This window comes from Bradyrhizobium sp. UFLA06-24, assembly GCF_054967145.1.
This window is the reverse complement of sequence record NZ_JADFUE010000078.1, coordinates 1-26,501: the sequence shown is the minus strand read 5'-3', so window position 1 is coordinate 26,501 and position 26,501 is coordinate 1. Positions and strand designations below refer to the sequence as shown.

At 64.1% G+C, this 26,501-nt stretch carries 22 protein-coding genes, 1 tRNA gene and 1 riboswitch; of the genes, 10 read left to right on the top strand and 13 right to left on the bottom strand.

The features are described 5' to 3' along the window. The first annotated feature begins 550 nt into the window (after positions 1–550). On the top strand, positions 551–751 hold the full coding sequence (locus IF809_RS33890; RefSeq protein ID WP_462839715.1) for a hypothetical protein: 201 nt from the start codon (positions 551–553) through the stop codon (positions 749–751). A 5-nt stretch (positions 752–756) separates the two neighbouring features. Here the strand turns inward: IF809_RS33890 and IF809_RS33885 are convergent, their stop codons facing one another. Continuing rightward, positions 757–1,647: a transposase gene (locus IF809_RS33885; protein ID WP_462839714.1), complete on the bottom strand. Its 891-nt coding sequence runs from the start codon at positions 1,645–1,647 to the stop codon at positions 757–759. A 152-nt stretch (positions 1,648–1,799) separates the two neighbouring features. Continuing rightward, positions 1,800–1,907 (bottom strand) — tRNA-Val (locus IF809_RS33880). 135 nt (positions 1,908–2,042) lie between these two features. Between IF809_RS33880 and IF809_RS33875 the strand changes: the two genes are divergently transcribed. Beyond that, a complete protein-coding gene (locus IF809_RS33875; RefSeq protein ID WP_462839713.1) occupies positions 2,043–3,035 on the top strand; it encodes a P63C domain-containing protein in 993 nt (330 codons plus the stop codon). 24 nt (positions 3,036–3,059) lie between these two features. On the opposite strand, the gene IF809_RS33870 is transcribed toward IF809_RS33875, so the two are convergent. Next, the gene (locus IF809_RS33870) at positions 3,060–3,227 is read right to left on the bottom strand and encodes a hypothetical protein (RefSeq protein ID WP_462839712.1); all 168 of its coding nucleotides are present in this window, start codon (positions 3,225–3,227) and stop codon (positions 3,060–3,062) included. 232 nt (positions 3,228–3,459) lie between these two features. Between IF809_RS33870 and recA the strand changes: the two genes are divergently transcribed. Then, positions 3,460–4,548 carry a recombinase RecA gene (recA, locus tag IF809_RS33865; protein WP_092293669.1) on the top strand — a complete coding sequence of 363 codons (1,089 nt, stop codon included), beginning with the start codon at positions 3,460–3,462 and terminating at the stop codon, positions 4,546–4,548. A gap of 913 nt (positions 4,549–5,461) precedes the next feature. Here the strand turns inward: recA and gcvP are convergent. From gcvP to gcvT, 3 genes are read right to left on the bottom strand one after another with little or no spacing between them, the layout of a single operon-like run. After that, positions 5,462–8,329: an aminomethyl-transferring glycine dehydrogenase gene (gene gcvP, locus IF809_RS33860; protein WP_462839711.1), complete on the bottom strand. Its 2,868-nt coding sequence runs from the start codon at positions 8,327–8,329 to the stop codon at positions 5,462–5,464. A 16-nt stretch (positions 8,330–8,345) separates the two neighbouring features. Next, positions 8,346–8,714: a glycine cleavage system protein GcvH gene (gene gcvH, locus IF809_RS33855; protein ID WP_453996964.1), complete on the bottom strand. Its 369-nt coding sequence runs from the start codon at positions 8,712–8,714 to the stop codon at positions 8,346–8,348. A 9-nt stretch (positions 8,715–8,723) separates the two neighbouring features. Beyond that, positions 8,724–9,872 (bottom strand): glycine cleavage system aminomethyltransferase GcvT, encoded by a 1,149-nt coding sequence (gene gcvT, locus IF809_RS33850; RefSeq protein WP_462839710.1) that lies wholly within the window; start codon positions 9,870–9,872, stop codon positions 8,724–8,726. A gap of 143 nt (positions 9,873–10,015) precedes the next feature. Then, a riboswitch (glycine riboswitch) is annotated at positions 10,016–10,104 on the bottom strand. A gap of 310 nt (positions 10,105–10,414) precedes the next feature. Between gcvT and alaS the strand changes: the two genes are divergently transcribed. Together alaS and IF809_RS33840 are read left to right on the top strand one after the other, a co-directional pair. After that, positions 10,415–13,093: an alanine--tRNA ligase gene (gene alaS, locus IF809_RS33845; protein ID WP_462839709.1), complete on the top strand. Its 2,679-nt coding sequence runs from the start codon at positions 10,415–10,417 to the stop codon at positions 13,091–13,093. A gap of 5 nt (positions 13,094–13,098) precedes the next feature. Further along, on the top strand, positions 13,099–14,328 hold the full coding sequence (locus tag IF809_RS33840) for a cyclic nucleotide-gated ion channel (protein ID WP_462839708.1): 1,230 nt from the start codon (positions 13,099–13,101) through the stop codon (positions 14,326–14,328). A gap of 4 nt (positions 14,329–14,332) precedes the next feature. Here the strand turns inward: IF809_RS33840 and IF809_RS33835 are convergent, their stop codons facing one another. Continuing rightward, positions 14,333–14,836, bottom strand: coding sequence for a DUF3455 domain-containing protein (locus IF809_RS33835; RefSeq protein WP_462839707.1), 504 nt, complete (start codon positions 14,834–14,836; stop codon positions 14,333–14,335). Positions 14,837–14,938: 102 nt separating this feature from the next. Then, complete coding sequence (locus IF809_RS33830; protein ID WP_453983107.1) at positions 14,939–16,153, bottom strand: NADP-dependent isocitrate dehydrogenase; 1,215 nt, start codon at positions 16,151–16,153, stop codon at positions 14,939–14,941. 342 nt (positions 16,154–16,495) lie between these two features. Between IF809_RS33830 and IF809_RS33825 the strand changes: the two genes are divergently transcribed. Next, positions 16,496–17,695, top strand: a complete 1,200-nt coding sequence (locus tag IF809_RS33825; RefSeq protein ID WP_462839706.1) for a TrmJ/YjtD family RNA methyltransferase — start codon at positions 16,496–16,498, stop codon at positions 17,693–17,695. 120 nt (positions 17,696–17,815) lie between these two features. Here the strand turns inward: IF809_RS33825 and IF809_RS33820 are convergent, their stop codons facing one another. Genes IF809_RS33820 through mddA form a run of 4 tightly spaced genes read right to left on the bottom strand, consistent with a single transcriptional unit; the run spans position 17,816 to position 21,013 of the window. After that, a complete protein-coding gene (locus IF809_RS33820; RefSeq protein ID WP_462839705.1) occupies positions 17,816–18,565 on the bottom strand; it encodes a hypothetical protein in 750 nt (249 codons plus the stop codon). Between the two features lie 35 nt (positions 18,566–18,600). After that, on the bottom strand, positions 18,601–19,578 hold the full coding sequence (locus IF809_RS33815; protein ID WP_462839704.1) for an NADPH:quinone oxidoreductase family protein: 978 nt from the start codon (positions 19,576–19,578) through the stop codon (positions 18,601–18,603). Continuing rightward, on the bottom strand, positions 19,575–20,246 hold the full coding sequence (locus tag IF809_RS33810) for a helix-turn-helix transcriptional regulator (protein WP_462839703.1): 672 nt from the start codon (positions 20,244–20,246) through the stop codon (positions 19,575–19,577). Before IF809_RS33810 ends, IF809_RS33815 begins: the two co-directional genes overlap by 4 nt. After that, on the bottom strand, positions 20,243–21,013 hold the full coding sequence (gene mddA / locus IF809_RS33805; protein ID WP_462839702.1) for a methanethiol S-methyltransferase: 771 nt from the start codon (positions 21,011–21,013) through the stop codon (positions 20,243–20,245). Before mddA ends, IF809_RS33810 begins: the two co-directional genes overlap by 4 nt. Before the next feature lie 136 nt (positions 21,014–21,149). On the opposite strand from mddA, the gene IF809_RS33800 reads away from it, so the two are divergent. Further along, positions 21,150–22,694, top strand: coding sequence for a bifunctional AfsR/SARP family transcriptional regulator/alpha/beta hydrolase (locus IF809_RS33800; protein WP_462839701.1), 1,545 nt, complete (start codon positions 21,150–21,152; stop codon positions 22,692–22,694). A gap of 120 nt (positions 22,695–22,814) precedes the next feature. Here the strand turns inward: IF809_RS33800 and IF809_RS33795 are convergent, their stop codons facing one another. Next, the gene (locus IF809_RS33795; RefSeq protein WP_453983114.1) at positions 22,815–23,459 is read right to left on the bottom strand and encodes a TetR/AcrR family transcriptional regulator; all 645 of its coding nucleotides are present in this window, start codon (positions 23,457–23,459) and stop codon (positions 22,815–22,817) included. Positions 23,460–23,705: 246 nt separating this feature from the next. On the opposite strand from IF809_RS33795, the gene IF809_RS33790 reads away from it, so the two are divergent. Genes IF809_RS33790 through IF809_RS33780 form a run of 3 tightly spaced genes read left to right on the top strand, consistent with a single transcriptional unit; the run spans position 23,706 to position 26,349 of the window. Next, positions 23,706–24,248 (top strand): OsmC family protein, encoded by a 543-nt coding sequence (locus IF809_RS33790; protein ID WP_092294916.1) that lies wholly within the window; start codon positions 23,706–23,708, stop codon positions 24,246–24,248. Positions 24,249–24,285: 37 nt separating this feature from the next. After that, the gene (locus IF809_RS33785) at positions 24,286–25,419 is read left to right on the top strand and encodes an acyl-CoA dehydrogenase family protein (RefSeq protein WP_462839700.1); all 1,134 of its coding nucleotides are present in this window, start codon (positions 24,286–24,288) and stop codon (positions 25,417–25,419) included. 51 nt (positions 25,420–25,470) lie between these two features. Continuing rightward, positions 25,471–26,349, top strand: coding sequence for a sulfurtransferase (locus IF809_RS33780; RefSeq protein ID WP_128965498.1), 879 nt, complete (start codon positions 25,471–25,473; stop codon positions 26,347–26,349). Positions 26,350–26,501 lie beyond the last annotated feature (152 nt).

The following is a 26,501-nucleotide window of genomic DNA, read 5'->3' as shown; positions in this document are numbered from 1 at the left end:
GATGCCGCGGCGACGCGCCACGCGAACAAAATAGGCGTCAAGCGTCATTCAAAGGGCGGCAGAGCTACGCTTACGTTCAATCGCGAAACTATCTAAATGGGCACTGCGAGATTGGTCTTAGGACACCAGGGGTTAGATACGGACAGTACCTGATGTCCGGTGCTGTCCTAATTCGGACGGTGCGCTGGCCGATTTAGGACACTTTGGCCTTGTGAAACAATATTTCAATGCTAATCTTTGGTTGTGTTGGGGGATAACACGAGCTGGGTTTGGCTTCTTGTCGCCGCTGAAAACTACGGCGCGGCGATGTTTGGCGCGTTCGTGCTTTACATGTTGAATAGGTTGAACAATCGGCAACCATTTTCGTTGTTCAATGCTCTACAGGTACCGACCGACCGTCGCCCGGGGCGAATTTTTCTAGATATGTTGGTATCCTCTGCCATTGGCGCAGGGGTCGTTATACTAATAGGAAGAGCCAGTACTATCCCGGAGTGCGTATATGGGGGATTGGGACTTACGGGGGTCCTGTCGGCCTTTGGAGAGGATAGCAATGAGCAAGGAAGTTGATAAGGCTGTCGGAAGTGCCGCTGCGGTTGCGTCCATCGCGGCCACGACAATCGCTGCCGCCAATTCCGCTCCCGTCATTGCTGCGATGGCCGCTGTCGGAGGCATGGCGATTACTGGAGCTGCGCTGTACCACAAGCTGACCTCCAGTGACCACTCGGAAACCTCGACGGTTAAGAGCGAATAGCCCGTCTATTCCTTTCCTCCGACAATTACTCGGAAGTTGCGCACCGTCCGCACCGGCTTGTTCGGCTCCAGCGGCAGCACGGCATCGATCAAGTCCCCGATTGTCCAGACCCGATCTGCAACGCCGATTGCGACCGCTGGCGTGGTCCGCAAGGACTCGTGGACACGGCAAAGGTTGTAGTGGGACACGTACAGGCTAACCGCCGCAGCGTGGTTGGTGAGCTTCTTTGAGAAGCCGTTGGTGAGGCGAGCGAACCGCTTCTGCGTCATGCGCAAGGTCAGGTTCTGGCGCTCAACGTAGCTGGTCGAGATTTTGACCGGGAAGCCGCTTACTACCTCACGCTCTACGGCAATTACCTCAGCCGGGCTGTAGCGGCGCGCGGCATCTTTTACAGCCAGGTTGGTTACGCTGTAGGTCTTTACGATCACGCCATGGTGTGCCTTGCCCCGGAAGGCATCGCGGATGGCGTTCTGATAGGGAAGGAAGCCGTCAGTGCTGATCTCCGGCTCGCCAAGCACGCGCTCGCGCAAGTCCTGCGTAAACAGGTCCGTATTCTCGCTGTCGCGTTTGCCGGTGCGGTAGCTGATGATTGCGCGGCTGGCAGAGCCCAGCCCAATGAACGTGTACTGATCGCCCTTATGGCCGATCTCGTGACGCTCAACGCGCTTCTGCTTCTTTCCGACGTAGCCCCAAATCTCGTCCAGCTCGATGCGGCCGACGCGGACGCCAACCATCATGCGGTCGTGCAGCTCGGCACAGCCCCGGCCAATGCGCTCGCCAAGACGCATGATGGTGTCGCGGTGGATGCCGGTCAGGCGCTCAGTGGCGCGGATGCTCTGGCCTTCGGTCAGGCAGGAGATGACGAGGATTTTCTGTTCGCGGGAGAGTTCGTTCATGACGGGCCCAATCCGTGCTGAGGGATGGGCGCCGCTGGAAAAGACGCTCTGCAAAGCGTATATTCCAGTAGGTCGTACTCACTGGGGCCCAATCCCGGGGTTTGCGATCAGGGGTCGTTGCGGCTGCAACCACAGCGGCCCCACTGGTTTGATGGTGGAAGCGGTCAGATTCGAACTGACGGGACCCTGCGAGGGGTTTGGACGCCCAAAGGTCCGCCGAGGGGTAAGCTCGGTGCAATAGGCCACTCTGCCACGCTTCCGCACACAAAAACGCCCCGCCAGCCGAAAGGCCGGTGGGGCGTTTGCTTGTGTGTGTCTGAGCAACCATGCTTGCAACGATAATGCTTGCAAATGGAACCTGCAAGCATTATTGTCGTGCAAGCATAGGAGGCCGCATGGCTAGAGACCCAGACCCCAATAAAGCTAAAGCTGCTCGTATTCGCGCCGACAATTTGTCTCCGGAGCGCCGGGCCGAAATCGCAAAGAAAGCTGCGCAGGCGCGGTGGGGGGGCGAGAAGGGTGAGAAGGACCTAAAGGCGACTCACAAGGGTAGCTTCAAAGAAGAGTTCGGGATCGACGTTGAGTGCTATGTCCTCAATGATCCGCAAAAAACTGCGGTCATCAGCCAGCGAGGCATGGGCGAAGCCTTGGGTCTGGGTCGCTACGGTAGCCGTCTGCCGACCTTTATCGGCGGCGAAAAAATCTCTCCGTACATCGGGCGCGAACTCAGCGAAAAGTTGGAAAAACCTCTTATTTTTCAAGGATTGGCGCCGGGCGCGAACGCGCCTGCTCCCCCGACGGTGCACGGTTACGATGTCACCATTCTGATCGATCTCTGTAAGGCAATTGTCGCGGCCGAGACGGACGGGAAACTCCTGAAACGGCAGGAGCACATAGCGAAGCAGGCGCACATCATTCTCGGCGCTTCGGCAAAGGCCGGTATCAAGGGCTTGGTCTACGCCTTGGCGGGCTACGTCCCAACGCCAGAAGAAGTCATCACCGCATTCAAATTCTACGTCCGGGAAGAAGCTAGAGATTACGAACGGGAGTTTCCAAACCAACTCTACCGCGAGTGGTATAGGCTCTATCAACTTCCAGAGCCGGAGCGCAACAAGCCGTGGAAGTTTAAACACCTTACGGTCAATCACGTTTATTGGCCGCTAGCGAACAGCAAGGGGCACATTCTTGAATTGACCAGAGCGCAGCGCGCCAGCAGCGGTGACGAACGCCGAAAGCGATTGCATCAGTTTCTTTCAGATATCGGCGTCAAAGCCCTGCGTCAGCATCTAGGGCAGCTTCTTGGCATCGCCCAGGTATCACGGACGGAAGCCGAGTATGAGGGCCACGTCAGGCGCATCTTTGGCCAGCAGTACGAAATGGATCTATGAAAGAGGACGCCAACTGAGGCGGCCTTATTCTTGCTCGGGCGAGTTTTCTTCTTTCGCCAGTTGGGTAGCCAGCGCCCTTAGTAAGCGCTGCTCTGATACCGGCAACTTTCCTTCGCATATGGCCTTGGCAACGGCCTCGATCTGCTCGTCCATGCGTGCGCGGATCGCGGCCTTACGATCTTTCTGATCCATGCGCCGTACCTCCGGAAAGAGGTACAAACGTTTAACATAGGTTAGAGTTCCGCGAATTAGGACAGTCGCCAATCCAACTTAGGACACTCGGGCTTAAATACGGACAGTACCTGATGTCCCAAAAGAACATATTGCGAACCTAGAACAAATAGGGTACATTGCAGATATCGACGACCTCCCGCGCCAATCGTTTGTCCCACACGCGAATCCTCGCCATAAGGAGCACGACCCAATGTCCACCACTGCCCTGCGTATCGTCGAAGGATCTTCCATGGACAAGAGTAAAGCTCTGGCTGCCGCGCTCTCCCAGATCGAGCGCCAGTTCGGCAAGGGCTCGGTTATGAAGCTCGGCAAGAACGACCGCTCGATGGACATCGAGGCGGTGTCGTCGGGCTCGCTCGGGCTCGATATCGCGCTTGGCATCGGCGGCCTGCCTAAGGGCCGTATCGTCGAGATCTACGGGCCGGAATCCTCGGGCAAGACGACATTGGCGCTACACACGGTGGCGGAGGCCCAGAAGAAGGGCGGCATCTGCGCCTTCATCGACGCCGAGCACGCGCTCGACCCGGTCTATGCCCGTAAGCTCGGGGTTAATATTGACGAGCTGCTGATCTCGCAGCCCGACACCGGCGAGCAGGCGCTGGAAATCTGCGACACGCTGGTGCGCTCGGGTGCGGTGGACGTGCTGGTGGTCGACTCGGTCGCTGCGCTTGTGCCGAAGGCCGAGCTCGAAGGCGAGATGGGTGATGCGCTGCCGGGCCTGCAGGCTCGTCTGATGAGCCAGGCGCTGCGCAAGCTCACGGCTTCGATCAATAAGTCCAACACCATGGTGATCTTCATCAACCAGATTCGCATGAAGATCGGTGTGATGTACGGCTCGCCCGAAACCACGACCGGCGGCAACGCGCTGAAGTTCTACGCCTCCGTCCGTCTCGACATCCGCCGCATCGGCGCGATCAAGGAGCGCGACGAAGTGGTCGGCAACACCACCCGCGTGAAAGTGGTGAAGAACAAGCTGGCGCCGCCCTTCAAGCAAGTCGAGTTCGACATCATGTACGGTGAGGGCGTCTCCAAGATGGGCGAGATCCTCGATCTCGGCGTCAAGGCCGGCATCGTCGAGAAGTCCGGCGCCTGGTTCTCCTATGACAGCCAGCGCCTCGGCCAGGGCCGCGAGAACTCGAAAGCGTTCCTGAAAGCCAATCCTGATATCACCGCAAAGATCGAAACCGCGATCCGCCAGAACTCCGGCCTAATCGCCGAGCAGATCCTCGCCGGCACGCCGGAGCGCGACGCCGACGGCGAGGAGCCGGCGGACGAATAAGACTCAAACCGAAAGGTTTTCGCGAGAGGTGGGTGCTGAGAACGTTGAGTTGCCGACGTCGTCAGTGCCCGTTTCTAGGGTGTCGAAGCAATCGAATTGTGGTTTGATCCCAGTCCCGGGAACCAATTGCAGTTGATCTGGATCCTCACTATCTCCGTTCCGAGCCATACGCGGCGCAGCGTACAAAGCTGTGAAGAGTCGATTTCGATCTGCTCTGAGGAGGGCCTCACGCTTCGCCATCATGCCGTGCGAGAATTCGACGCTTCGAGGCCTCTCATGCTGCCTGGGAGGCATACCGGGCGCCCACGCCGGAGCTCTGTGTCGTTCTGCTCAGCGGGGATTCTCGACGTAACCTTCCTGTAGCCGACGATGGAAGACTTGCTGGCAGAACAGCCGTCGCCGATCACCGGCTTGGGGGCGACTGAAGCGCAGCTTCTCGATCTGATTGCGCGGGGCAAACCGCACCAAGGAGCTGTCTCAGCCGGGCGGGCTGCTCGACACGCGTGTTTGACCAGTGGGAGCTTGGCCCTGTGCTCGAAGGGCTGGCGTTCGGTCCGATGCCGGCGATCGCGGGCCTCGACCCGAAACCCGCAACGCTCGCCACGTATGATGCGCGAGGGCGCAACGCTGTCTACCGCCGAAGCCGACTGTCATTGACGGAGTTTGGACACGCGATTCTGGCAGGCTGGAGGATTTTCGTCGCCACAACCCGATCAGACGCTGGTGGACCGGCACGCTGCTCACAAATGAACGGCTCTGGCGATGGGATCGCGAAAGCCGATCGTTGGTTGCGCCTTGGAGGAACATTCGGTGCTGAAGAAGGCGCACAGCGCCGAGCCCCCGATCTTTCACCTCGTGCAAAGCTGGTGGGCGCGCTTCGCTTTGCCCACCCTATGAGAACCCCCGCTGCGGCTTACTCCGCAGCTTCCGCGTACTCGCTCACCGGCGGGCAGGAGCACACCAGATTGCGGTCGCCGTAGACGTTGTCGACGCGTCCCACTGGGCACCAATATTTGTCGGTGCGCGAGGTGCCCACGGGGAAGCAGCCTTCGGCGCGAGTGTAGGCGCGCTTCCAATCGTCGTCCGCGATGTCGTGCACGGTGTGCGGCGCGTGGCGCAGCGGCGAGGCCTCGATCTTGAAGCGGCCGGCCTCGACCTCGGCTATCTCCTTTCGGATCGCGATCATGGCGTCGCAAAAACGATCCAGCTCGGCCTTCGATTCAGACTCGGTCGGCTCGATCATCAGCGTGCCCGGCACCGGGAAGCTCATGGTCGGGGCGTGGAAACCGTAGTCGATCAGGCGCTTTGCAATGTCATCGACAGTGACGCCTGACGACGTCTTCAGCGGCCGGGGGTCGACGATGCATTCATGCGCGACGCGGCCGTTGGCATTCTTGTAAAGCACCGGGAAGTGCGGCTCTAACCTTGCTGCGACGTAGTTGGCGTTGAGGATTGCGATCTCGGTGGCGCGCTTCAATCCTTCGCCGCCCATCATCAGGATGTAGATGTAGGAGATGGTCAGGATCGAGGCCGAGCCGAACGGCGCGGCCGACACCGGGCCGACCGGGGCATCCGCCTGCGTCGCGGGGTGGCCGGGCAGGAACGGTGCGAGGTGCGCCTTGACGCCGATCGGGCCCATGCCGGGGCCGCCGCCGCCATGCGGGATGCAGAAGGTCTTGTGCAGGTTGAGATGGCTGACGTCGGCGCCATAATCGCCGGGCCTGCTCAGGCCGACCTGCGCGTTGAGGTTGGCGCCGTCGAGATACACCTGGCCGCCATGGCCGTGCACGATCTCGCAGATTTCGCGGATATGCTCCTCGAACACGCCGTGCGTCGAGGGATAGGTGATCATGACCGCGGCGAGATCGTTCGAATGTTTCTCCGCCTTGGCGCGGAGATCTTTGACGTCGACGTCGCCGTTCTTCTCGCAAGCGACCACCACCACCTCCATGCCGACCATCGCGGCCGAGGCAGGATTGGTGCCGTGGGCGGAGGAGGGGATCAGGCAGATTTTCCGGTGCGCCTCGCCACGCCAAGCGTGATAGCCGCGGATCGCGAGCAGTCCAGCGTACTCGCCTTGTGCGCCGGAATTCGGCTGCAGCGAGATCGCATCATATCCGGTGATGTCGCACAGCCACTTTTCCAGCCGAGCGAACAGCGCGTGATAGCCGCTCGCCTGCTCGCGGGGCACGAACGGATGCAGCGTCGCGAACTCCGGCCAGGTCAGCGGCATCATCTCGGTGGTCGCGTTCAGCTTCATGGTGCAGGATCCCAGCGGGATCATCGCGCGATCGAGCGCGAGGTCGCGATCACTGAGCTTGCGCATATAGCGCAGCATCTCGGTCTCCGAGCGATGCGCGTGGAAGACGGGGTGGGTGAGGAAAGCCGTGGTACGCTTCAGCGTCTCCGGCAGCGCCTCGCGCGTGGTGGCGTCGATCTCGGCGTAGGACAGCTGACCGCCGAAGGCGCGCCAGACCCCTTCGATCGTCGCAGGCGTCGTGGTTTCGTCGAGCGCGATGCGCAAGTTTGCGTCGCCGATGCCGAGATTGATCTTCTCGACCGCGGCACGTGCGATGATCTCGGCGCGCTTGCCGCCGGCATCGATGCTGATCGTGTCGAAGAAGGCTTCGTTCGCGGGCGCAAAGCCGAGCTTGCGCAAGCCTGCTGCCAGGACCGCGGTCCGGCGATGCACAATACGTGCGATCTGCGCGAGACCTTCGGGGCCATGATAAACCGCATACATCGCGGCAATCACGGCAAGCAGCACCTGCGCGGTACAGATGTTGGAGGTCGCCTTCTCGCGGCGGATGTGCTGCTCGCGGGTTTGCAGCGCCAGGCGATAGGCCGGGGCGCCGCGGCTATCCACGGAGAGGCCGACGATGCGGCCGGGCAGCGAGCGCTTCAGCGCATCGCGCACCGCCATATAGGCGGCGTGCGGCCCGCCATACCCCATCGGCACGCCAAAGCGCTGCGCCGATCCGATCGCGATGTCGGCCCCGAGCTCGCCGGGCGAGGCGAGCAGGGTCAGCGCCAGGAGGTCAGCGGCGACGATCGCGAGTGCGCCCTTGGCCTTGAGCGCTGCGATCGCGGGCCTGAGGTCGCGCACCGCGCCAGAAGAGCCCGGATATTGCAGCAGCGCGCCGAGCACGTCCGCCTTGTCGAGATCGGTGAGGGGATCGCCGACGATCAGCGTCCAGCCCAGCGGCTCGGCGCGGGTGCGCATCACAGCGAGCGTCTGCGGATGCACGTCCTTGTCGACGAAGAAGGCCTGCGCCTTCACCTGCGAATGCCGCTCGGCGAGCGCCATGGCTTCGGCCGCGGCGGTGGCTTCATCGAGCAGCGATGCGTTGGCGACGTCGAGCCCGGTGAGGTCGCAGATCATGGTCTGGAAGTTGAAGAGCGCTTCCAGCCGGCCCTGGCTGATCTCGGGCTGGTACGGCGTATAGGCCGTGTACCAGGCCGGGTTCTCCAGGATGTTGCGCTGGATGACGGCGGGCAGGATCGTGCCGGAATAGCCCTGGCCGATCAGCGAGGTGAAGACCTGGTTCTGGCGCGCGAGCTCGCCCATATGCGCGATCGCCTCGGTTTCGCTCAGCGGCTTGCCGAGATCGAGCGGAGCGGCCTGGCGGATCGAGGCCGGCAGCGTCTCCGCCATCAGCGCGTCGACGCTTCTAGCGCCGACTGCTTCGAGCATTGCGGTGACATCGCGCACTGATGGGCCGATGTGGCGGCGAACGAAACTTGCGGCGGTGTCGCCGTTGGTCTTGCGGTGCGCGGTCATCGCTTGCTCCATCGCTTTAAGCCGTATGTGCCTTGTAGGCGGCTTCATCCATGAGGCCGCCGAGTTCGCTCTTGTCGGCAATCTTGATCTTGAAGAACCAGGCCTTGCCCTGCGCGTCCGAATTCACCAGAGCCGGCTCGGCGGCGAGCTCGGGATTGGTCGCGAGCACTTCGCCTGAGATCGGCGCATAGACGTCGGAGGCGGCCTTGACCGATTCAACGACGGCGGCGGCTTCCGCCTTCTTCAGCACGCGGCCGAGCTTGGGCAGTTCGACGAACACGACGTCGCCGAGCTGCTGCTGTGCATAATCGGTGATGCCGACGGTGGCGACGTCGCCCTCGATGGCGAGCCATTCATGGTCGGAGGTGTACAGCGTCGTGGTCATTGTCGATCCTCAGCGTTTGTAGGTGTTTTTCACGAAGGGCATGGCGGCGACTGCGAGCGGCAGCCTTTGTCCACGCACCTCGGCAAAGAGTTTGGTGCCGAGCAAACTTAAGGCAGTCGGCACATAGCCCATCGCGACCGGGGCATTCAGGCTCGGGCCGAACCCGCCCGAGCTGACCTTTCCGATCGGCTCGCCTCCGGCTTGATCCGCAAACAGCAGCGCGCCTTCGCGCACCGGCGCGCGGCCCTCTGGCCGCAGTCCGACGCGGCGGCGGGATGCGCCATGGTCGAAATGCGCAAGGATCTTGTCGGCGCCGGGAAAACCGCCAGCGCGCGCACCGCCCGTGCGGCGGCTCTTCTGCACCGACCATTCCAGCGCGGCCTCGACCGGTGTGGTGGCAGCGTCGATGTCGTGGCCGTAGAGGCAGAGCCCGGCTTCCAGCCGCAGGCTGTCGCGGGCGCCAAGCCCGATCGGCATCACATCGGGATTTTGCAGCAGCATCTGCGCGAGGCGTTCGGCATCGGCAGCAGGAACCGAAATCTCGAACCCGTCTTCGCCGGTGTAGCCCGAACGCGAGACGAAGCACTTGATGCCGGCGACCTCGTGCGGACCGGCATCCATGAATTTCATTGCGGGCGCCGCCGCACACAGTTTCGCCAGCGCCGATTCCGCCTTGGGGCCCTGGAGAGCGATCAGTGCACGGTCGGCGAGCGATTCGATCTCGCAGGCGTCCGCAAGATTGGCGCGCAGATGCGCCTCGTCGGCGTCCTTGCAGGCGGCGTTGACGACCAGGAACAGGTGATCGCCGAAATTGGCAACCATCAGATCGTCGAGAATCCCGCCGTCTGCATTGGTGAACTGGGCGTAGCGCTGCCGCCCCTCGGCGATCGCTACGATGTCCTGCGGCACCAGGCGTTCCAGCGCGCGGGCGGCATCCTCGACCTTGCCCGACTTCGGGCGCAAGCGGAGCTGGCCCATATGGGAGACGTCGAACAGGCCGGCGGAAGCTCGGGTATGAAGGTGCTCTTTCAGCACGCCCGCAGGGTACTGCACGGGCATGTCGTAGCCCGCGAACGGCACCATCTTGCCGCCGAGCGACACATGCAGGTCATGAAGAGGGGTACGTTTCAGCGATTTCCGGTCGTCGGGTGCAAGCATCTCGGGGCCCTCGGCGGTTCCCCGGGGCCGATTCCCCTGGGACACCAGTCGAAGCCCCATCTGTCGCTGTGCCTGAGAGTATTATCCCGTCGGCGGGTGCCGGCGGGTCTTAAGCCCGTCGGCGCCTCTTTCCAGATGTCGTCAAAGCCACGCGGTCCTTTTGCCTGAGAGTTTCCGGGGCGGTTGCTCCTTCGGCGCCGGCAGATGTGCCGGTCTCTCCCGACGTGGCCGTACGATACAGGTACAGACCACAGGCCAGCCAAGCCTGTCAACGCGGCTTCTGCGTCTTTCAACGAAATTGCAGCGGGGCCTGCAGCGGGACCTGCGCGCCTGCGGCAACCCTCTGATCTTCTTGCACAGTTTCTGGACAGGGAAGCTGGCCTTGTCTAAAAGCGCTTTGGCCCGCAGATATCAGCCGAAACGTCAGGTTTGGACGGCAAGGAAGCGGGTTCGAAAGCGCGATGATTGTTTGAGCATGATCTTTCCGGAAAACCGCTTCACACTTTTCCGGATCATGCTCTAGCACACCCGATTGGATGAACATGAGCGGCGTCAACGAGATCAGGTCGACCTTTCTGAACTTCTTTGCCGAGAACGGCCACGAGATCGTTTCGTCCTCGCCGCTCGTGCCGCGCAACGACCCGACCTTGATGTTCACCAATGCCGGCATGGTGCAGTTCAAGAACGTCTTCACCGGCGTCGAGAAGCGGCCCTATCAGCGCGCCACCACCTCGCAGAAATGCGTGCGCGCCGGCGGCAAGCACAACGACCTCGACAATGTCGGCTACACCGCGCGCCATCTCACCTTCTTCGAGATGCTCGGCAACTTCTCGTTCGGCGACTATTTCAAGGAGCGCGCGATCGAGTTGGCCTGGAAGCTCATCACCAAAGACTTCGGGCTGAAGAAGGACAAGCTGCTCGTCACCGTCTACCACACCGACGACGAGGCGCACGGGCTCTGGAAGAAGATCGCCGGGTTCTCCGACGATCGCATCATCCGCATCCCGACATCAGACAATTTCTGGGCGATGGGCGACACCGGCCCGTGCGGCCCGTGCTCGGAGATCTTCATCGACCGCGGCGATCACATCTGGGGCGGGCCTCCGGGCTCGCCGGAAGAGGACGGCGACCGCTTCCTCGAATTCTGGAATCTCGTGTTCATGCAATACGAGCAGGTGACAAAGGAGGAGCGCGTGGATCTGCCGCGTCCCTCGATCGACACCGGCATGGGCCTGGAGCGCATGGCCTGCATCATGCAGGGCGTCGACAGCGTGTTCGAGACCGATCTGTTCCGCCATCTGATCGACGCGACCGCATCCGCGCTCGGCAGCGGCCCGAACGAACAGACCGTCGCCTCGTTCCGCGTCATCGCCGACCATCTGCGTTCTTCCGCTTTCCTGGTCGCGGATGGCGTGCTGCCGTCCAACGAGGGCCGCGGCTATGTGCTGCGCCGGATCATGCGCCGCGCGATGCGCCACGCGCAGCTCCTGGGCGCCAAGGAGCCGCTGATGCATCGCCTGGTCTGGGCGCTGGTCCGCGAGATGGGCCAGGCCTATCCCGATTTGATGCGCGCGGAGAATCTGATCGAGGAAACGCTGCGGCTGGAAGAGACCCGCTTCCGCAAGACGCTGTCGCGCGGCCTCGCCATCCTCGACGAGAAGAGCGCCTCGCTGAAGAAGGGCGACATGTTCGACGGCGACGTCGCCTTCACCCTGTACGACACCTATGGTTTTCCGCTCGACCTGACCCAGGACGCGCTGAAGTCGCGCGGCATCGGCGTCGACCAGGCTGCGTTCACCGACGCGATGGAGCGGCAGAAGGCCAAGGCGCGCGAGTCCTGGAAGGGGTCGGGCGAGGCGGCCTCCGAGGCGATCTGGTTCCCGCTGCGCGAGAAGCTCGGGGCCACCGAATTCCTGGGCTACGAGACCGAGAGCGCCGAAGGCGTGGTGTCCGCGCTGGTGAAGGATGGTGCTGAGGTCGCGAGCCTGAGGGCGGGTGACACCGGCGCCATCGTGCTGAACCAGACGCCGTTCTATGCGGAATCAGGCGGCCAAGTCGGCGACACCGGCGTGCTCACCGGTGAGGGTGGGATCAGGTTCCGCGTCACCGACACGCAGAAGAAGCTCGGCGATTTCTTCGTGCATGTCGGCACGGTCGAGAGCGGCGAAGTGAAGGTCGGCACCGCGCTGCAGCTCGAGGTCGATCATTCCCGGCGCTCCTCGATCCGTGCGCATCACTCGGCGACGCACCTCATTCACGAGGCGCTGCGCCAGGTGCTCGGCGATCACATCGCCCAGCGCGGCTCGATGGTCGCGCCTGATCGCCTGCGCTTCGACTTCGTGCATCCGAAGCCGATCACGGCGGAGGAGCTTGCCCGCGTCGAGGACATCGCCAACGACGTGGTGCTGGAGAACGACGAGGTCACGACCCGCGTGATGGGCGTCGACGAAGCCCGTGAAGCCGGGGCGCGCGCGCTGTTCGGCGAGAAATATGGTGACGAGGTGCGTGTCGTCTCGATGGGCAAGACCGCGCGCGAGCGCGGCGCCAATGCGCTCGGCTGGTCGGTCGAACTCTGCGGCGGCACGCATGTGCGGCGCACCGGCGACATCGGCCTGATCACGCTGACGAGCGAGAGCGCGGTCGCCTCGGGCGTTCGCCGCATCGAGGCGCTGACCGGCAATTACGCACGCAAGCACGCCAACGACACCATGACTTTGGCGAAGACCGCGGCGAACGAGCTGCGCACGTCCCTCGACGACGTCCCGGCACGCATCGCCGCGCTGATGGAGGAGCGCAAGAAGCTCGAGCGCGAGCTCTCGGATGCCCGCAAGAAGCTGGCGATGGGCGGCGGCGCGGCGGCGGGCAATGGCGCGGCTTCCGGCGTGCGCGAGGCGGGCGGCGTCAAGCTGATGGCGCGCGCGGTCGAAGGCATCGAGATGAAGGATCTCAAGAGCCTCGCCGACGAGGCCAAGAAGCAGATCGGCTCCGGCGTCGTCGCCATCGTCGGCGTCACCGAGGACGGCAAGGCGGGAATCGTGGTCGGCGTCACCGCCGATCTCACCGCGCGCTTCAACGCCGTGAACCTCGTGCGCGTCGCCTCCGAGGCGCTCGGCGGCAAGGGCGGCGGCGGCCGCCCCGACATGGCGCAGGCGGGCGGCCCCGATGGCGGCAAGGCAACCGAGGCGCTGGCGGCAATCGAAAAAGCGATGGGGGCGGCGTAAACGCCATGCGCCTCGTTTCGCGAGGACGTGGGCTTCGCGATCCGAATTTGAGGGATCGCCTCTACGAATTGCTGGAGCACGATCCGCTTGCTTACTCGATCGGGTCGCGCTTCATCCAGCTCATCATCGGCGTCATCGTGCTCAACGTGGTCGCGATGGTGCTCGCCTCGGTGCCGGAGCTGGACGCGCAGTTCGCCGTGCTGTTCTCGTGCGTCAGCATCCTCTGCGTGATCGTGTTCGCGCTGGAATATCTAGCACGGCTCTGGACGGTGGCGGGCCACACGCCGCGCAAGGGCTCTACGCTGTCAGACCGGCTCGGCTATGTTTTCTCGGCGCTCGGCATCATCGACCTCATGGCGTTCCTGCCGGCCGCGGTGGTGCTGGCCACGGGCCGGCACGCGACGCTGGCGGCGCTCGGCGTGCTGCCGTTCTTCAAGCTGATCCGCTATTCGCCGGCGATGCGCTCGCTGCTTGCGGCGGTGCATGCCGAGCGGCGCGCGCTGATCGGCTGCATCGTCATCCTGGCCGGTGCGGTCCTGACCTTCGCCTCGCTGCTCTACGCCATCGAGCGCGACGTGCAGCCGGACAAGCTCGGCACCATCCCCCAGGCGATGTGGTGGGCGATCGTGACGCTCGGCACCGTCGGCTATGGCGACGTGGTGCCGGTGACGGCGCTCGGCAAGATCATCTCGGTGTTCACCATCATCTCGGGCTTCGCGATGATCGCGCTGCCGGTTGCGATCATCTCGACCGCCTTTGCCGAGGAGGTGAAGCGGCGCGACTTCGTCGTCACCTGGGGCATGCTGGCGCGGGTGCCGCTGTTCTCGCATCTGGGAGCGGCGGAGATCGCCGACATCATGCGGCTGCTCCGCGCGCGGACCGTGGAGCAGGGCGAGATCCTGGTTCGGCGTGGGGACGCAGCCTCGTCGATGTATTTCATCACGGCCGGCGAGGTCGAGATCGCGCTGCCGAGCCAGCATGTGCGGCTTGCCGACGGTACGTTCTTCGGCGAGATCGCGCTGCTGCACAAGACCAAGCGCAGCGGCACTGTGACGGCGACGCGCAAGACGCGTCTCTTGGTGCTCGATGCCCAGGACTTCCACGCCCTGATCGCGCGCATGCCGACGCTGGCGGCGCATGTTCACCGGACTGCCAAGGCACGGCTGGAAGAGACCGGCGGCGATCTTGCGCCCGCCGAGCTCGCGCAAGCCGAGCGCGAGGGCACCGACCGCTGAGCGGTCAGCCTTTTTTCAGGAAAACATACTCGGCCGAGTAGGGCGCGCTTCTGAACTCGCCGGCCTTGTCGCAGGCGCCCTCGAGCTTGCCGCCATGGGTGTTGATGCGCTGGACCGTCGAGACCGGCGTCAGCATGCCGCTGCCGCGGTGAGCGGTGACCTCCAGCTTCAGCCAGGGGATATCGGCAGGCGTTGCGCCCGGCGCGTTGCCGGCGACCTTGGCGGCCACGGCGCTGCCGTCGGTGTGCTCCCAGTTCGGCCCGGCATAGTGGCGGCCGACGGTCTTGCCGTCGGACAAGAGTGTCGCGATCGGCTCGCGGAAGCTCCAGGCGAGCTTGCCGTCGGTACCGGCCTTGCACTCATAGACCTGCGCGCCCTCGGCGTGGACGCTGAGCACGATGTTCTCACCGGATGCGGCGATGGCGTCGGGCAGCGTCTCGGCGGCGGAGGCCGGCCCGATCATGGCCGCGAGCAACAGCAGGCAGGGGGCGGCAAGCTTGATGAACATGGTCGGTCTCCAGGGAGGGCTCTTACAAAAAGAACGGGCCGCGCTCAAAGATGCGGCCCGTAATAATGGCTGGCCCAGTCGGGCTAAATTGCGGATGGCAGCTTACGCCGCCAGCGCCTTCACCAGGTTGTCAGCGACCTTGTCGAGGAAGCCTGTCGTCGAGAGCCAGCGCTGGTCGGCGCCGACCAGGAGCGCGAGGTCCTTGGTCATGTAGCCTTCCTCAACGGTGTCGACGCAGACCTTCTCCAGCGTGTTCGCGAACTTGGCGAGCTCGGCATTGTTGTCGAGCTTGGCGCGATGGGCGAGGCCGCGGGTCCAGGCGAAGATCGAGGCGATCGAGTTGGTCGAGGTCTCCTTGCCCTTCTGGTGCTCGCGATAATGGCGGGTCACCGTCCCGTGGGCGGCTTCCGCTTCGACCGTCTTGCCGTCGGGGGTCAGCAGCACCGAGGTCATCAGGCCGAGCGAGCCGTAGCCCTGCGCGACCGTGTCGGACTGCACGTCGCCGTCGTAGTTCTTACAGGCCCAGACGTAGCCGCCGGACCATTTCAGCGCCGAGGCGACCATGTCGTCGATCAGGCGGTGCTCGTAGGTCAGGCCCTTGGCGTCGAACTCCTTCTTGAACTCCTTGTCGAAGATCTCCTGGAAGATGTCCTTGAAGCGGCCGTCATAGACCTTCAGAATCGTGTTCTTGGTCGACAGGTAGACCGGGTAGCCGCGCAGCAGGCCGTAGTTGAACGAGGCGCGGGCGAAGTCGATGATGCTGTCGTCGAGATTGTACATCTCCATGGCGACGCCGGCGCCCGGAGCCTTGAACACTTCCTTCTCGATCACGGTGCCGTCCTCGCCGACGAACTTCAGCGAGAGGGTGCCCTTGCCCGGGAACTTGATGTCGGTGGCGCGGTACTGGTCGCCATAAGCGTGGCGGCCGATGATGATCGGCTTGGTCCAGCCGGGAACGAGGCGCGGCACGTTCTTGCAGATGATCGGCTCGCGGAAGATGCAGCCGCCGAGGATGTTGCGGATGGTGCCGTTCGGCGACTTCCACATCTGCTTGAGGTTGAACTCCTTCACCCGGGCTTCGTCAGGGGTGATGGTGGCGCACTTGACGCCGACGCCGACCTTCTTGATCGCCTCGGCCGCGTCGATCGTCACCTGATCGTTGGTCTGGTCGCGGTACTCCATGCCCAGGTCGAAATAGAGCAGCTCGACATCCAGGAACGGGTTGATCAACTTGTCCTTGATGTACTGCCAGATGATCCGGGTCATCTCGTCGCCATCGAGTTCGACGACGGGATTGGATACCTTGATTTTTGCCATGATCGGGGAAGCCCTCTTCGGAATGGGCACTTGCGGTGCGCCGACGTGAATATCCGCCGCCTCTTAGCACCTGATAGCAGCGGGCGAAAGCCAAGTGATTATGCACTTTTAGCCCATCCAGCTTCCACGGACGGGGGGCGGGGCCGGCCGCCGCGGCCCGGGCCGGATCAAGATTTCAACGCAGGTTCAAAAGCCGAATCCAACCCGTTATTTCCCTTGAGAATTCTGTCAGGACAGGCAAACGACAGGCGGACAAAGCCGGCCGGTCGGCAGCCGGCTCTGAATCAAATCCTAAGAGCGCCTCGCCAGGGCCTTGAGAAACCAGAGTGAAAGCGAAACGAGATGTCGGGGACTGACAAGAGCAAGACGGGAATGTCCCTCGTCGGCCCCATCGTGATCCTGGTCGAGCCGCAGCTCGGGGAAAACATCGGCATGGCTGCGCGCGCGATGGGTAACTTCGCCCTGAGCGCTCTGCGCATCGTCAACCCGAGGGACGGTTGGCCCAACATCGCCGCCCAGCGCGCCGCCGCTGGCGCCGACCACATCCTGGAAAAGGTCGAGCTGTTCGACGCGGTCGAGCAGGCGGTCGCTGACCTCGATCTCTTGTTCGCCACCACCGCGCGGCCCCACGACCAGGCCAAGCCGGTGGTCGGGCCGGAGGCCGCAGCGAGCGAAATCGCCGGGCACGTCGCCACCGGCGGCAAGGCCGGTATCCTGTTCGGTCGGGAGCGCTGGGGCCTGACCAATGAGGAGGTCGGGCTCTCCAACCGCATCATCACCTTTCCGGTCAATCCGGGCTTTGCCTCGCTCAACCTTGCCCAGGCCGTGCTGCTGGTGGGCTACGAATGGTTCAAGCATGCGACCTCGGGCGCGCTGCCGCACGTCATGCCCGAGCGTTCCGAGCGCGCCTCGCAGCACCAGATGCAGGCCTTCTTCGACAACCTCGTGCGCGAGCTCGACAAGGTCGAGTTCCTGCGCCCGGCCGAGAAGCGCGACACCATGCTGGTCAATCTGCGCAACATCTTCACCCGGATGGAGCCGACCAAGCAGGACATGCACACCCTCCATGGAGTGATCATGGCCATCGCGGAAGGCCGCAAGGGCCCGGCCAAGGGCGGCGTGCTCGACGGCGAGCAGGCCACGCGCCTGCGCGCACTTTTGGCCGAGCACGGGCAGGGCGGCGGCGTCCCTGATAGCGGCTCGACCGTGCGCGGCCTCGCCCGACTGCTCCGCCGCAACCCGACCGATGCCGAACGCCTGCTTTGGCAGGCGCTGACGCGCGACCGCCGCTTCGCAGGTGGGTTCAAGCGCCAGACTCCGGTCGGCCGCCACATCCCCGACTTCGTCTCTTTCCCGCACCGGATCGCGATCGAGCTGGTCAACCCGGGCGAGGGCGAGACCATCGCCGCCGACCGCGCCTCGCGGCGGGCGTGGCTGGAGGCGCGCGATTATCGCGTGCTGGAGATTCGGGCTGCGGATGTCGAGCGCGATCTCGAGGCGGAGCTGGTGCGGCTGCAGGGGATGATGGGGCAGAGCCCGTAGGAATCACACGCGCAGGTTTCCTAGGGTGGGCAAAGGCGCGATAGCGCCGTGCCCACGACCTTTCGCCTCCGGGCGAGGTGGTGGGCACGCTTCGCTTTGCCCGCCCTACGAGACCGTCACCTATCGGCCGAGCTGCACGTCGCGCTCCACCGCGATCCATGTCGTCTTCGCCACGGCCAGCAAGCTTCCTGCTTCGTCATGCAGCGCGGCCTCGGCGGTGCGCTTGCGGCCGTCGCGGCCGGTGGGCCAGGTGGTGATGATGCAGCGGTCGCCGGGGCGCGGGCGGGATTCGATGCGCGCTGACATGCGTCCGAGCAAGAGCGGAGTTCGGTCGACAACGCTGCTCTGCGGATCGCAATTGCAGGCAAAGCCGGTGGGACAATCGAGCGCTGACCACAGGAATTCGGTCGCGATCAGGCCGTCCTCGGCGGCGAGATTGGGATCTGGTATCCAGCTCGCTGCGAGCACGGGCGTGGGTGCGTGTCGTCCGAGCGGGCCGGCGAAAATGCGCAGGCCGTCTCCTGCGGCCCTGGCGGGGCCGCAGACGAAGCAGGTCGGCAGGGGATGCTCGTGCGGCTTCACCGGTGTCAACAATTCGGCGGCGCAGGCTTCCTCGAAGCTGGCCTTTTCCAGTCGCGCGAGCTCGACACTCACCGCGCGTCCGGTCGCGACGAGTTTGGCGCCGTCGCGAAGCTCCCATGTTCCTTCGTCGGTTGCGGTTGTCGCGAGCGGCGTGTCCAGGGGAGGTGGCGCGCGTAACGTCACTTCGGCGCCTGCGGGAATGTGCTGGGCCAGCCGACCGCAAACATAGCCGCCGTTGCCGGAGTTCGGCGGACCGCAATAGCGCTTGTCGATGATGATCTCGGTCAAGTCTTGCCTTCCTCTCTTGCCAGTCCTCGCGCACTCTATCGGATCTTGAGTACAATTCTTCCCTGAACCGTCCGATTGGCCACGGCGCGCATGGCTTCACTTGCCTCCTCCAAAGGGAGGACGCGATCGATGTGCGGGCGGATTGCTCCCTCGGCCAGCAATTGCATCAGGGTGTCGTTCATGCGCGCGGCCTCGTCGGGAAATTTCTCGGCCCAGGCGCCGACGAAGACGCCGATGATGGCGTAGTTCTTCAGCAGCGGCAGGTTCATCGGAATCTGTGGAATCACGCCGCTGGTGAAGCCGATCGGCATCAGCCGCCCGCCCCAGTTCATCAACCGGGCCATCTGCTCGAGGATAGTTCCTCCGACATTGTCGAAGCCGATATCGATGCCCTGGCCTGAGGTGATCGACTTGATCCGGTCGCGCAGATCCTCGCTGCGATAATTAATGACCTCGCTGGCGCCATAGCGTCGCACCAGCGCCGCCTTGTCGTCGGAGCCGACGCCGGCGACGACGCGCAGGCCGAGATGGCGAGCGAGATCAACGGCGGCGAGCCCGACGCCGCCGGCCGCGCCCGTGACGAACAGGGTTTCATCGGCTTTCGCGCGGGCGCGCTCGACCAGCGCATAATAGGCGGTGCCGTAGACGTGCAGCACGGTCGCCGCCGTCTCGAACGCGACACCGTCAGGCAGACGCACGCTCTTGGATTCCTTTGCGATCATGCGTTCGGCGTAGGCGCCGGTCCAGCTGCTGCACGCCACGCGATCACCCGGGGCGAATGTTGTGACTCGCTCGCCGACGGCGATCACGACACCGGCGGCTTCCGTGCCTGGCACGAAGGGCAGCGACGGCCGCATCTGGTAGAGGCCCGAGACCATCAACTGATCCATGAAGCTCACCGAAGCCGCATGGACCTCGATGAGGATCTCGTCGCCGGCGGGCCTGAGCACCTCGATCTCGCCGACGCGCAAATCCGCAGGACCGGTGAACGCGTGGCAGAGAACTGCTTTCATCGTGGCGCTCCATGGCATGGCGGACTTTCTCGCCGGTCACTCAGCGGCGTCGCATATCCCGCCACGAGCTTGACGAAATCGGCCTGCCGCGTGGCGCCGGTCTTCTCGAACAAGCGACGGAGATGCGTCTTGACCGTCGAACAGGCGACGCCGAGCCCGCGGGCTACTTGCGGAACGCCTCCGAGCTCCACGATCGCGAGCAGCACGCGCAGCTCGGTCGGGGTCAACTTGAACGCCTGACGGAGCGCATCCGAGCGGGTGGGGATCGCCAGCGCCGCCATGCGAACGAACAACGCGGCCACGGCTGTGCCAGCGGCACCCGCGCATTGGTGCGGGCCTGATCGCAGCGGCAGCACATGGGCGATGTAGCGATCCCCATCCAGCCCGCTCATCGGGATGGCGATAGCGCCCGGGTAAGCGTCGCCGCCGTCAATCGGCGCCAGGACCTGCCGCAATGTCTGACTGACGGCGGGATCGCAGGCCATCAGCTGGCCGCGGATATCGAGCAGGACGTTGCAGGTGGCGAGAATGGCCCGCCCGCTCGCGTTGGCGTGGAGGAGCCGCGCATGTGCGTCAACGAGATACGTGCCGAAGTCGAGCCCATCGAGTATATCGGCGAACGTCGCCGCGTCCGCGGACATCAGGGGGAGAGGGAAGAGCGCGTTCATTGGGGCGATCCAATAGGCTGGCGATCTTCGGTCTGGCGGCGAACGAACGGACGCGGCAGCAGCATGGGGACGCGGCGGCGATAGTCCTGGTAGGCGGTGCCGAACACCGCGATCAGGTCGCGTTCCTCGAACTGCAAAGCGACCAGGATGTAGGCCGTGTTGGCGAGCGCGAGCAACAGATGGCCCATCGTCATCTCGGGCGCCGCCCAGAACGCGAGCAGAAAGCCAAGCATGATGGGATGCCGGACGAGCTTGTAGAGCAGGGGTGTCCGGAAGGATTGAGCCGGCATCTCGGCTCCGCGCCACGCGACGAACGCCTGGCGCAGGCCGAACAGATCGAAATGATCGATCATGTGGGTCGAGGCGAATGCGATCAACCAGCCGAGCCAATGCGCTGAGGTCAGCAGCCCGGCTGCAAGGCCTTCAGTCTGCCAGATCACAGTCGGGATCGGACGCCATTGCCAGAACAGCAGGAGCAGGATCAGGCTGGAGAGCAGCACATAGGTGCTGCGCTGGCAGGCCGTGGGAAGGAGTTTGGCCGACCAACGCTTGAAAGCCGGGCGCGCCATCACGCTGTGCTGGAGGGCAAACAGGCTCATCAGCAAGAGGTTGACGATGACGGCCTCGCCCAAATTCGAGGAGGTGCCGACGTCGATCGACTTCGGCACGACATAATTGCCGACGAAACCGAGCGCATAGAGAAACGAGAGCGTGAACAGAGCGTAACTTACGAATGCGTAGAGCAGGATCAGGACGCGCGAGACCATGTTTTTTCCTATTGTGCCGGATGCAGCGGTGCCGCATGCAAGAGCCTGAATCGCCCGCAAGCGAAGAGGCTCGATCTGGCGTAAGGACTAATGTTCGACCGTCCCCTGTGCGTCCCCCGAGTGGAGGAAGGATTCCATGACGGCTTTCTCGCTTGCGGCGTTCGGGTTCCCGGAGGTCCATGCCGACGGCCGCCCGGTCAAGCTGGCCCTGCGCAAGGGGCTTGCGCTGCTGGTCTATCTTGCGGAGGCCAAAGGCGCCGTCGCCCGGGACGTGATGGCCACGCAGTTGTGGCCCGAGGCTGACCGCGAGACCGGTCTGGCGCGCTTACGGCGGCTGCTTCATCGGATCGAGCTCGCGCTCGGCGAGCCGGTGTTCCAGACCGACCGCACCAGCGTGCGCTGGTCTCCGGCGGTCGAGCTGACGCTAGATGCGCGTCTGTTCGAGAGCGCCTGCGACCGCGGCGCGTTCGAGGAAGCCTGTCAGATCTACCGTAGCGACTTCCTCGCGGGCTTCTCGCCGGAGGACGCGCCCGAGTTCGACGATTGGGCGTTCTTTCGCCGCGAGGCGCTGCGCGGGCGGCTCGTGCATGCGCTGGAGCGGCTGGTGCAGGACAAGAATGCCGCCGGCGATCATGTGGCCGCAACCGCGCATGCGCGCAGGCTGGTCGGGCTCGATCCGCTCAGCGAAGTCTATGGCCGGCATCTGATCCGCAGCCTGCTGCTGTCAGGTGACCGCAGCGCGGCGGAGCGGCACCACGCCGCGCTGACGCAGCGGCTGCGCGACGAGCTCGACGTAGCGCCGGAGGCCGAGACCGAGGCGCTGATGAGTCCCGCTGCGGCGCCGCCGGCTGTGCCGACGACGCGTTACGTCAAGGGCTCGGGCGTGCATCTGGCCTATCAGACCTATGGCAGCGGCTCGCTCGATATCCTGGTCATGCCGGGCTTCGTCTCGCATGTGGAGCGCGCCTGGGAGCATCCCGCCAGCCGCAAATTCCTGGCGTCGTTGATGAAGCTCGGTCGCCTGATCGTGTTCGATCGCCGCGGCATCGGGTTGTCCGACCGTGTCGGGTCAGCTCCCGATATCGACGTCACCGCCGAGGATATCGGCACCGTGCTGCAGGCGGCGGAGTCGCGCCGTGTCGTGCTGTTCGGTGCCTCCGAGTGTGGGCCGGCTTGCGTCAAGTTCGCGGTCGATGAGCCGCGCCGCGTCGCCGGTCTCATTCTCTTCGGCGCATTGGCAAAAGGCTGCTGGGCGGAGGACTACCCGCATGCGTTGCGTGCCGGCCAGTACGATGCGTGGAGCAAGCATCTCGTCACGCAATGGGGCGGCCCGGTCGGGATCGAAGCCTTTGCGCCGAGCCTTGCCGAGGATCCGCAGGCGCGCGCCTGGTGGGCGGGGTTGCTGCGAGCAGCCTCCAGTCCCGGCGGCATCTCGGCCGTGCTGGGGGCGTTTCGTGACGCCGACGTGCGGCACCTGCTGCCGCAAATCACGGTACCTACGCTGGTGCTGCACCGGCGCGGCGACAAGGCGGTTCGGATCGCGGCCGGCCGCGACGTCGCGAGCCGGATTCCGGGCGCGCGATTCGTCGAGCTCGACGGCGACGATCACTGGTTCTTTGCCGGCGATCAGCAACCGGTGCTGGAGGCGATCGGGCGGTTTACGGAAGAAATGAAGCGATAGGGCTCGGTCTCGTAGCGTGGCAAAGCGAAGCGTGGCCCACCGTGCCGTTCGAGATCAACCGATGAAGTTCGTGGGCACGGCGCTGCGCGCCTTTGCCCACCCTACCGGACCGGTGCAAGATCACACCGCCTCCAACTCGCGCTTCTTCTTCGCCTTGCTTTGGCCGAGCAGGGGGCCGGCCGTCAGCGCTGCAGTGTCGGCGACGCCCGGATCGCGCGAGATCATCGCGGCCACGATCGCACCGTCGATGATGAGGCCGAGCTGGTGCGCGAGCACGGCGGGATCGGTCGAGCCGAGCTCGCCGGCGAGTTTTTCGATGTGGCCGAGCACGATCTTCTTGTGCTTGAGCGCGATGGTCCGGAATTGCTTGGCGTCCTTGTCATGCTCGCCGACGGCGTTGATGAAGGGGCAGCCGTAGAAGCGCTCTTCGGCAAACCAGCTCTTCAGCGCAGGGAAGATGCGCGTGAGTTTCGCCTGCGCATCGCCGCCGCCTTGCTCCATGGCGCCGATGAACCATTCGCGCCACTGCCTGCCTTCGCTCTCCAGCACGGCGTTGACCAGATTGGTCTTGGAGCCGAACAACTTGTAGAGCGTGGTCTTCGCCGTGCCGGCTTCCTCGATGATCGCATCGATGCCGGTGGCGTTGATGCCGTTCTTGCAGAACAGATGCGAGGCCGCACTGAGCAGGCGCCCGCGCGCGGACTCGTCGTCACCTGCGCCGGCGTGGGGCGAACTGGAATTCTTCTTCGATGCAGCTTTTGCCATGAGTGCAAACTTACCTGCAGGCAGGTCGCATCAGCAAGACGCATCTGTTCGGCGCCGAAAAGATTCGCATGGGGATGCGCATTTGCATCGCCTTTGAGCAAAGCGCAGCCGGTCAATCCGTGGGCAGGCGAGGCTAAGCGGCTCCAATGTCTGGTTTTTCGATTTCGGGAGGCTCTGGCACGCTCCGTGCAAGGAAACAGACCGTTCGGTATCCTGCCGATTTCCACTTTTGCCAGGGAGAAGATGATGACTGCCGTCGTTCAAAAGACAGTGCTGACGGGTTGCCTCGCGCCCATCGACAAGAATGGCCTCGAGCAACTGATCGCGAGCGGCAAGGCCAATCCGAAGGTCGTCAAGACCTTGAAATGCAAGACGGTCGCGGAAGGCAAATTCCGCCACGCCAACTACATCCGCAATCTGCCGCCCTACATCGTCGACGAGCCGCCGGGCCTGCTGGGTGACGATACCGCGCCCAATCCATCGGAGGCTTCGCTCGCCGCGCTCGGCTCGTGCCTTGCCGTCGGTCTGCACGCCAACGCCGTGCATCGCGGCTGGATCGTCAACAAGCTCGAGCTGGAGCTCGAGGGGGACCTCAACATCACCGCGGTCTGGGGCACCGGCGACGTCTCCGACAAGCCGGTCGGCTTCACTGATGTCCGCGTCAAGGTGGACATGGAATGCGAGGGCATCTCGCCGGACGAGATCAACGCGCTGGTCGCCCATGTGAAGAAGTGGTCGCCGGTCGCCAACACCTTCACCCGCCCGGTCAATCTCGAGGTCGGCATCTAGGCTCACGGCAACAGGACATCAGGTGCGGGAGACGATCATGGGTTCACTGGCTTTATCTCGAACCGAAGTTATGGATCAGCCCGCACCGTCCATTGCGGGCGAGGTGGCGCGGATCGCACGCGAGCAGCTCGCGCCGCTCGCCGCCGGCATCGACGACGGCACGGTCTATCCGGCCGAGGTGCTGCGTGCATTCGGCGCGGTCGGCGCCTGGAGCAGTCACGTGCCTCAGGAGGGACCTGCGGATTTGCGCTGCGCCATCCAGGCGATGGCGGCGATCGGCGAAGTCTGCGGCAGCACGGCCTTCATGGCATGGTGCCAGAACGCGCTGGTCTGGTACGCCGCCAACTCGACCAACGTGAAGCTCGCCAAGCGCTTTGGCGATGCCTTCTCGACCGGCCGCGTGCTCGGCGGCACCGGGCTCTCCAATCCGATGAAGAGCTTCTTCGGCATCGAGAAACTGAAATTGAAAGGCCGCAAGGTCGAGGGCGGCTACATCGTGCGCGGTGCGCTGCCCTGGGTCTCCAATCTCGGGCCGGGCCATTATTTCGGCACGATCTTCGAGCGCGAGGACGACAAGGGCACCGCAAACGGCGGGGCCCGGACCGTCATGTTCCTGGCCGACTGCTCGGATCCTGCGATTACGTTGACACCGTGCAAGCCATTTCTCGCCATGGACGGCACCGGAACCTACGGCGTGCAGTTTCGCGAGGTGTTCGTACCGGATGAATTGATCTTGGCGGATCCCGCCGAACCTTTCGTCAAGAAGATCCGCGCCGGTTTCATCCTGCTCCAGGCCGGCATGGCACTCGGCCTCATCAGGGACTGCATCAACATCATGGACGAGGTCGGCAATCCGCTCGGCCACATCAACCGCTATCTGCCGCAGCAGCCGGTGCACCTCCGCGATCTCGCGAGCGAGCTCGAGGCCGAGACCATGGCACTGGCGCGCGACCCCTACAATGAAGAGGAGACCTATTGGCGCAAGGTGATTGCGCTCCGTCTTCGTGCCGGCGAAGCCAGCGTCGCGGCGGCCCATGCAGCGATGCTGCATTGTGGCGCACGCGGCTATCTCAAGAGCCACCGCGCGCAGCGTCGGCTGCGCGAGGCCTATTTCGTCGCGATCGTCACGCCTGCCACCAAGCAGCTGCGCAAGATGCTCGCCGATTCCTGATCTTTGCGAGTCCACCCCCGAAAGACCCCCAACCTCAACGGAGAGGCTGCCATGACTGACGTTCTGATCACTGCCGTCGAACTCGCCGATCTCTTGAAGCTAGAGCCCTGTGTCGTGATCGACACCCGCAATCCCGACGCCTACGCCGCCGGACACCTCCCGGGTGCCGTCAACGTGCACGAGATCTTCACCTTCCTAGCGACCTCGACGCCGGAGGGCATCAGTGAGCTGAAGACGAAGTTTGCCGACGCCTTCGGCGCGGCCGGTCTCTCCGGCAAGGAGACGGCGGTGATCTACGAGCAATCGATGAATTCCGGCTTCGGCCAGTCCTGCCGCGGCTATTACCTGCTCACCATGCTCGGCTATCCCAAGGTGAAGGTGCTGCATGGCGGCTTCGAGGCCTGGTCGGGCGCGGGCTTCCCTGTGACCAAGGATGTCCCGACACCGGCCAAGGCCTCGTTCGCCATCGTGCCCGAGGCGGGCGACATCCTGATCGACGCCAAGACCATGCTCGCGGCGGTCGGCAAGCCCGGCATCGCCATCCTCGACGTCCGCGATGTCGACGAGTGGATCGGCGACAGCTCCTCGCCGTACGGCAAGGATTTCTGCCCGCGCAAGGGCCGCATCCCCGGCGCCGTCTGGCTCGAATGGTACCGCATGATGAAGCCGACCGCCGAGGGCCCGCGCTTCAAGTCCAAGGACGAGATCCTGGCGGAATGCGCCACCGTCGGCATCTCGCCGACGACGCCGGTCTATCTCTACTGCTTCAAGGGCGCGCGCGCCTCCAACACCTTCCTCGCGCTCAAGAACGCCGGCGTGAAGGACGTGAGGATGTATTTCGGCTCCTGGAACGAATGGTCGCGCGATCCGTCGCTGCCGATCGAGCAGGGGCTGCCGGTGGCTGCCCAGGTAACAGGCAAAGCGGCATAGAACCTGCATGTTTCCCGTGGCCCGGTTGCACAAGGTGCAGCCGGACCACGATGGAATTTTGAGCCGACGCGGCGGCCAGCGAAGCACGCCGCTCGGATGTGACAAAGGGGCGCAGCAGCTGTCTCTTATACACATCTGACGCTGCCGACGAA

Coding starts and splice junctions, on each gene's coding strand:
- recA (WP_092293669.1), top strand. CDS start 3,460: ATGTCCACCACTGCCCTGCGTATCGTCGAAGGATCTTCCATGGACAAG.
- IF809_RS33815 (WP_462839704.1), bottom strand. CDS start 19,578: ATGAAAGCAGTTCTCTGCCACGCGTTCACCGGTCCTGCGGATTTGCGC.
- IF809_RS33790 (WP_092294916.1), top strand. CDS start 23,706: ATGACTGCCGTCGTTCAAAAGACAGTGCTGACGGGTTGCCTCGCGCCC.
- gcvP (WP_462839711.1), bottom strand. CDS start 8,329: ATGACCGCGCACCGCAAGACCAACGGCGACACCGCCGCAAGTTTCGTT.
- IF809_RS33795 (WP_453983114.1), bottom strand. CDS start 23,459: ATGGCAAAAGCTGCATCGAAGAAGAATTCCAGTTCGCCCCACGCCGGC.
- IF809_RS33780 (WP_128965498.1), top strand. CDS start 25,471: ATGACTGACGTTCTGATCACTGCCGTCGAACTCGCCGATCTCTTGAAG.
- IF809_RS33825 (WP_462839706.1), top strand. CDS start 16,496: ATGTCGGGGACTGACAAGAGCAAGACGGGAATGTCCCTCGTCGGCCCC.
- alaS (WP_462839709.1), top strand. CDS start 10,415: ATGAGCGGCGTCAACGAGATCAGGTCGACCTTTCTGAACTTCTTTGCC.
- IF809_RS33800 (WP_462839701.1), top strand. CDS start 21,150: ATGACGGCTTTCTCGCTTGCGGCGTTCGGGTTCCCGGAGGTCCATGCC.
- IF809_RS33875 (WP_462839713.1), top strand. CDS start 2,043: ATGGCTAGAGACCCAGACCCCAATAAAGCTAAAGCTGCTCGTATTCGC.
- IF809_RS33885 (WP_462839714.1), bottom strand. CDS start 1,647: ATGAACGAACTCTCCCGCGAACAGAAAATCCTCGTCATCTCCTGCCTG.
- gcvT (WP_462839710.1), bottom strand. CDS start 9,872: ATGCTTGCACCCGACGACCGGAAATCGCTGAAACGTACCCCTCTTCAT.
- IF809_RS33870 (WP_462839712.1), bottom strand. CDS start 3,227: ATGGATCAGAAAGATCGTAAGGCCGCGATCCGCGCACGCATGGACGAG.
- IF809_RS33830 (WP_453983107.1), bottom strand. CDS start 16,153: ATGGCAAAAATCAAGGTATCCAATCCCGTCGTCGAACTCGATGGCGAC.
- mddA (WP_462839702.1), bottom strand. CDS start 21,013: ATGGTCTCGCGCGTCCTGATCCTGCTCTACGCATTCGTAAGTTACGCT.
- IF809_RS33890 (WP_462839715.1), top strand. CDS start 551: ATGAGCAAGGAAGTTGATAAGGCTGTCGGAAGTGCCGCTGCGGTTGCG.
- IF809_RS33840 (WP_462839708.1), top strand. CDS start 13,099: ATGCGCCTCGTTTCGCGAGGACGTGGGCTTCGCGATCCGAATTTGAGG.
- IF809_RS33835 (WP_462839707.1), bottom strand. CDS start 14,836: ATGTTCATCAAGCTTGCCGCCCCCTGCCTGCTGTTGCTCGCGGCCATG.
- IF809_RS33785 (WP_462839700.1), top strand. CDS start 24,286: ATGGGTTCACTGGCTTTATCTCGAACCGAAGTTATGGATCAGCCCGCA.
- IF809_RS33810 (WP_462839703.1), bottom strand. CDS start 20,246: ATGAACGCGCTCTTCCCTCTCCCCCTGATGTCCGCGGACGCGGCGACG.
- gcvH (WP_453996964.1), bottom strand. CDS start 8,714: ATGACCACGACGCTGTACACCTCCGACCATGAATGGCTCGCCATCGAG.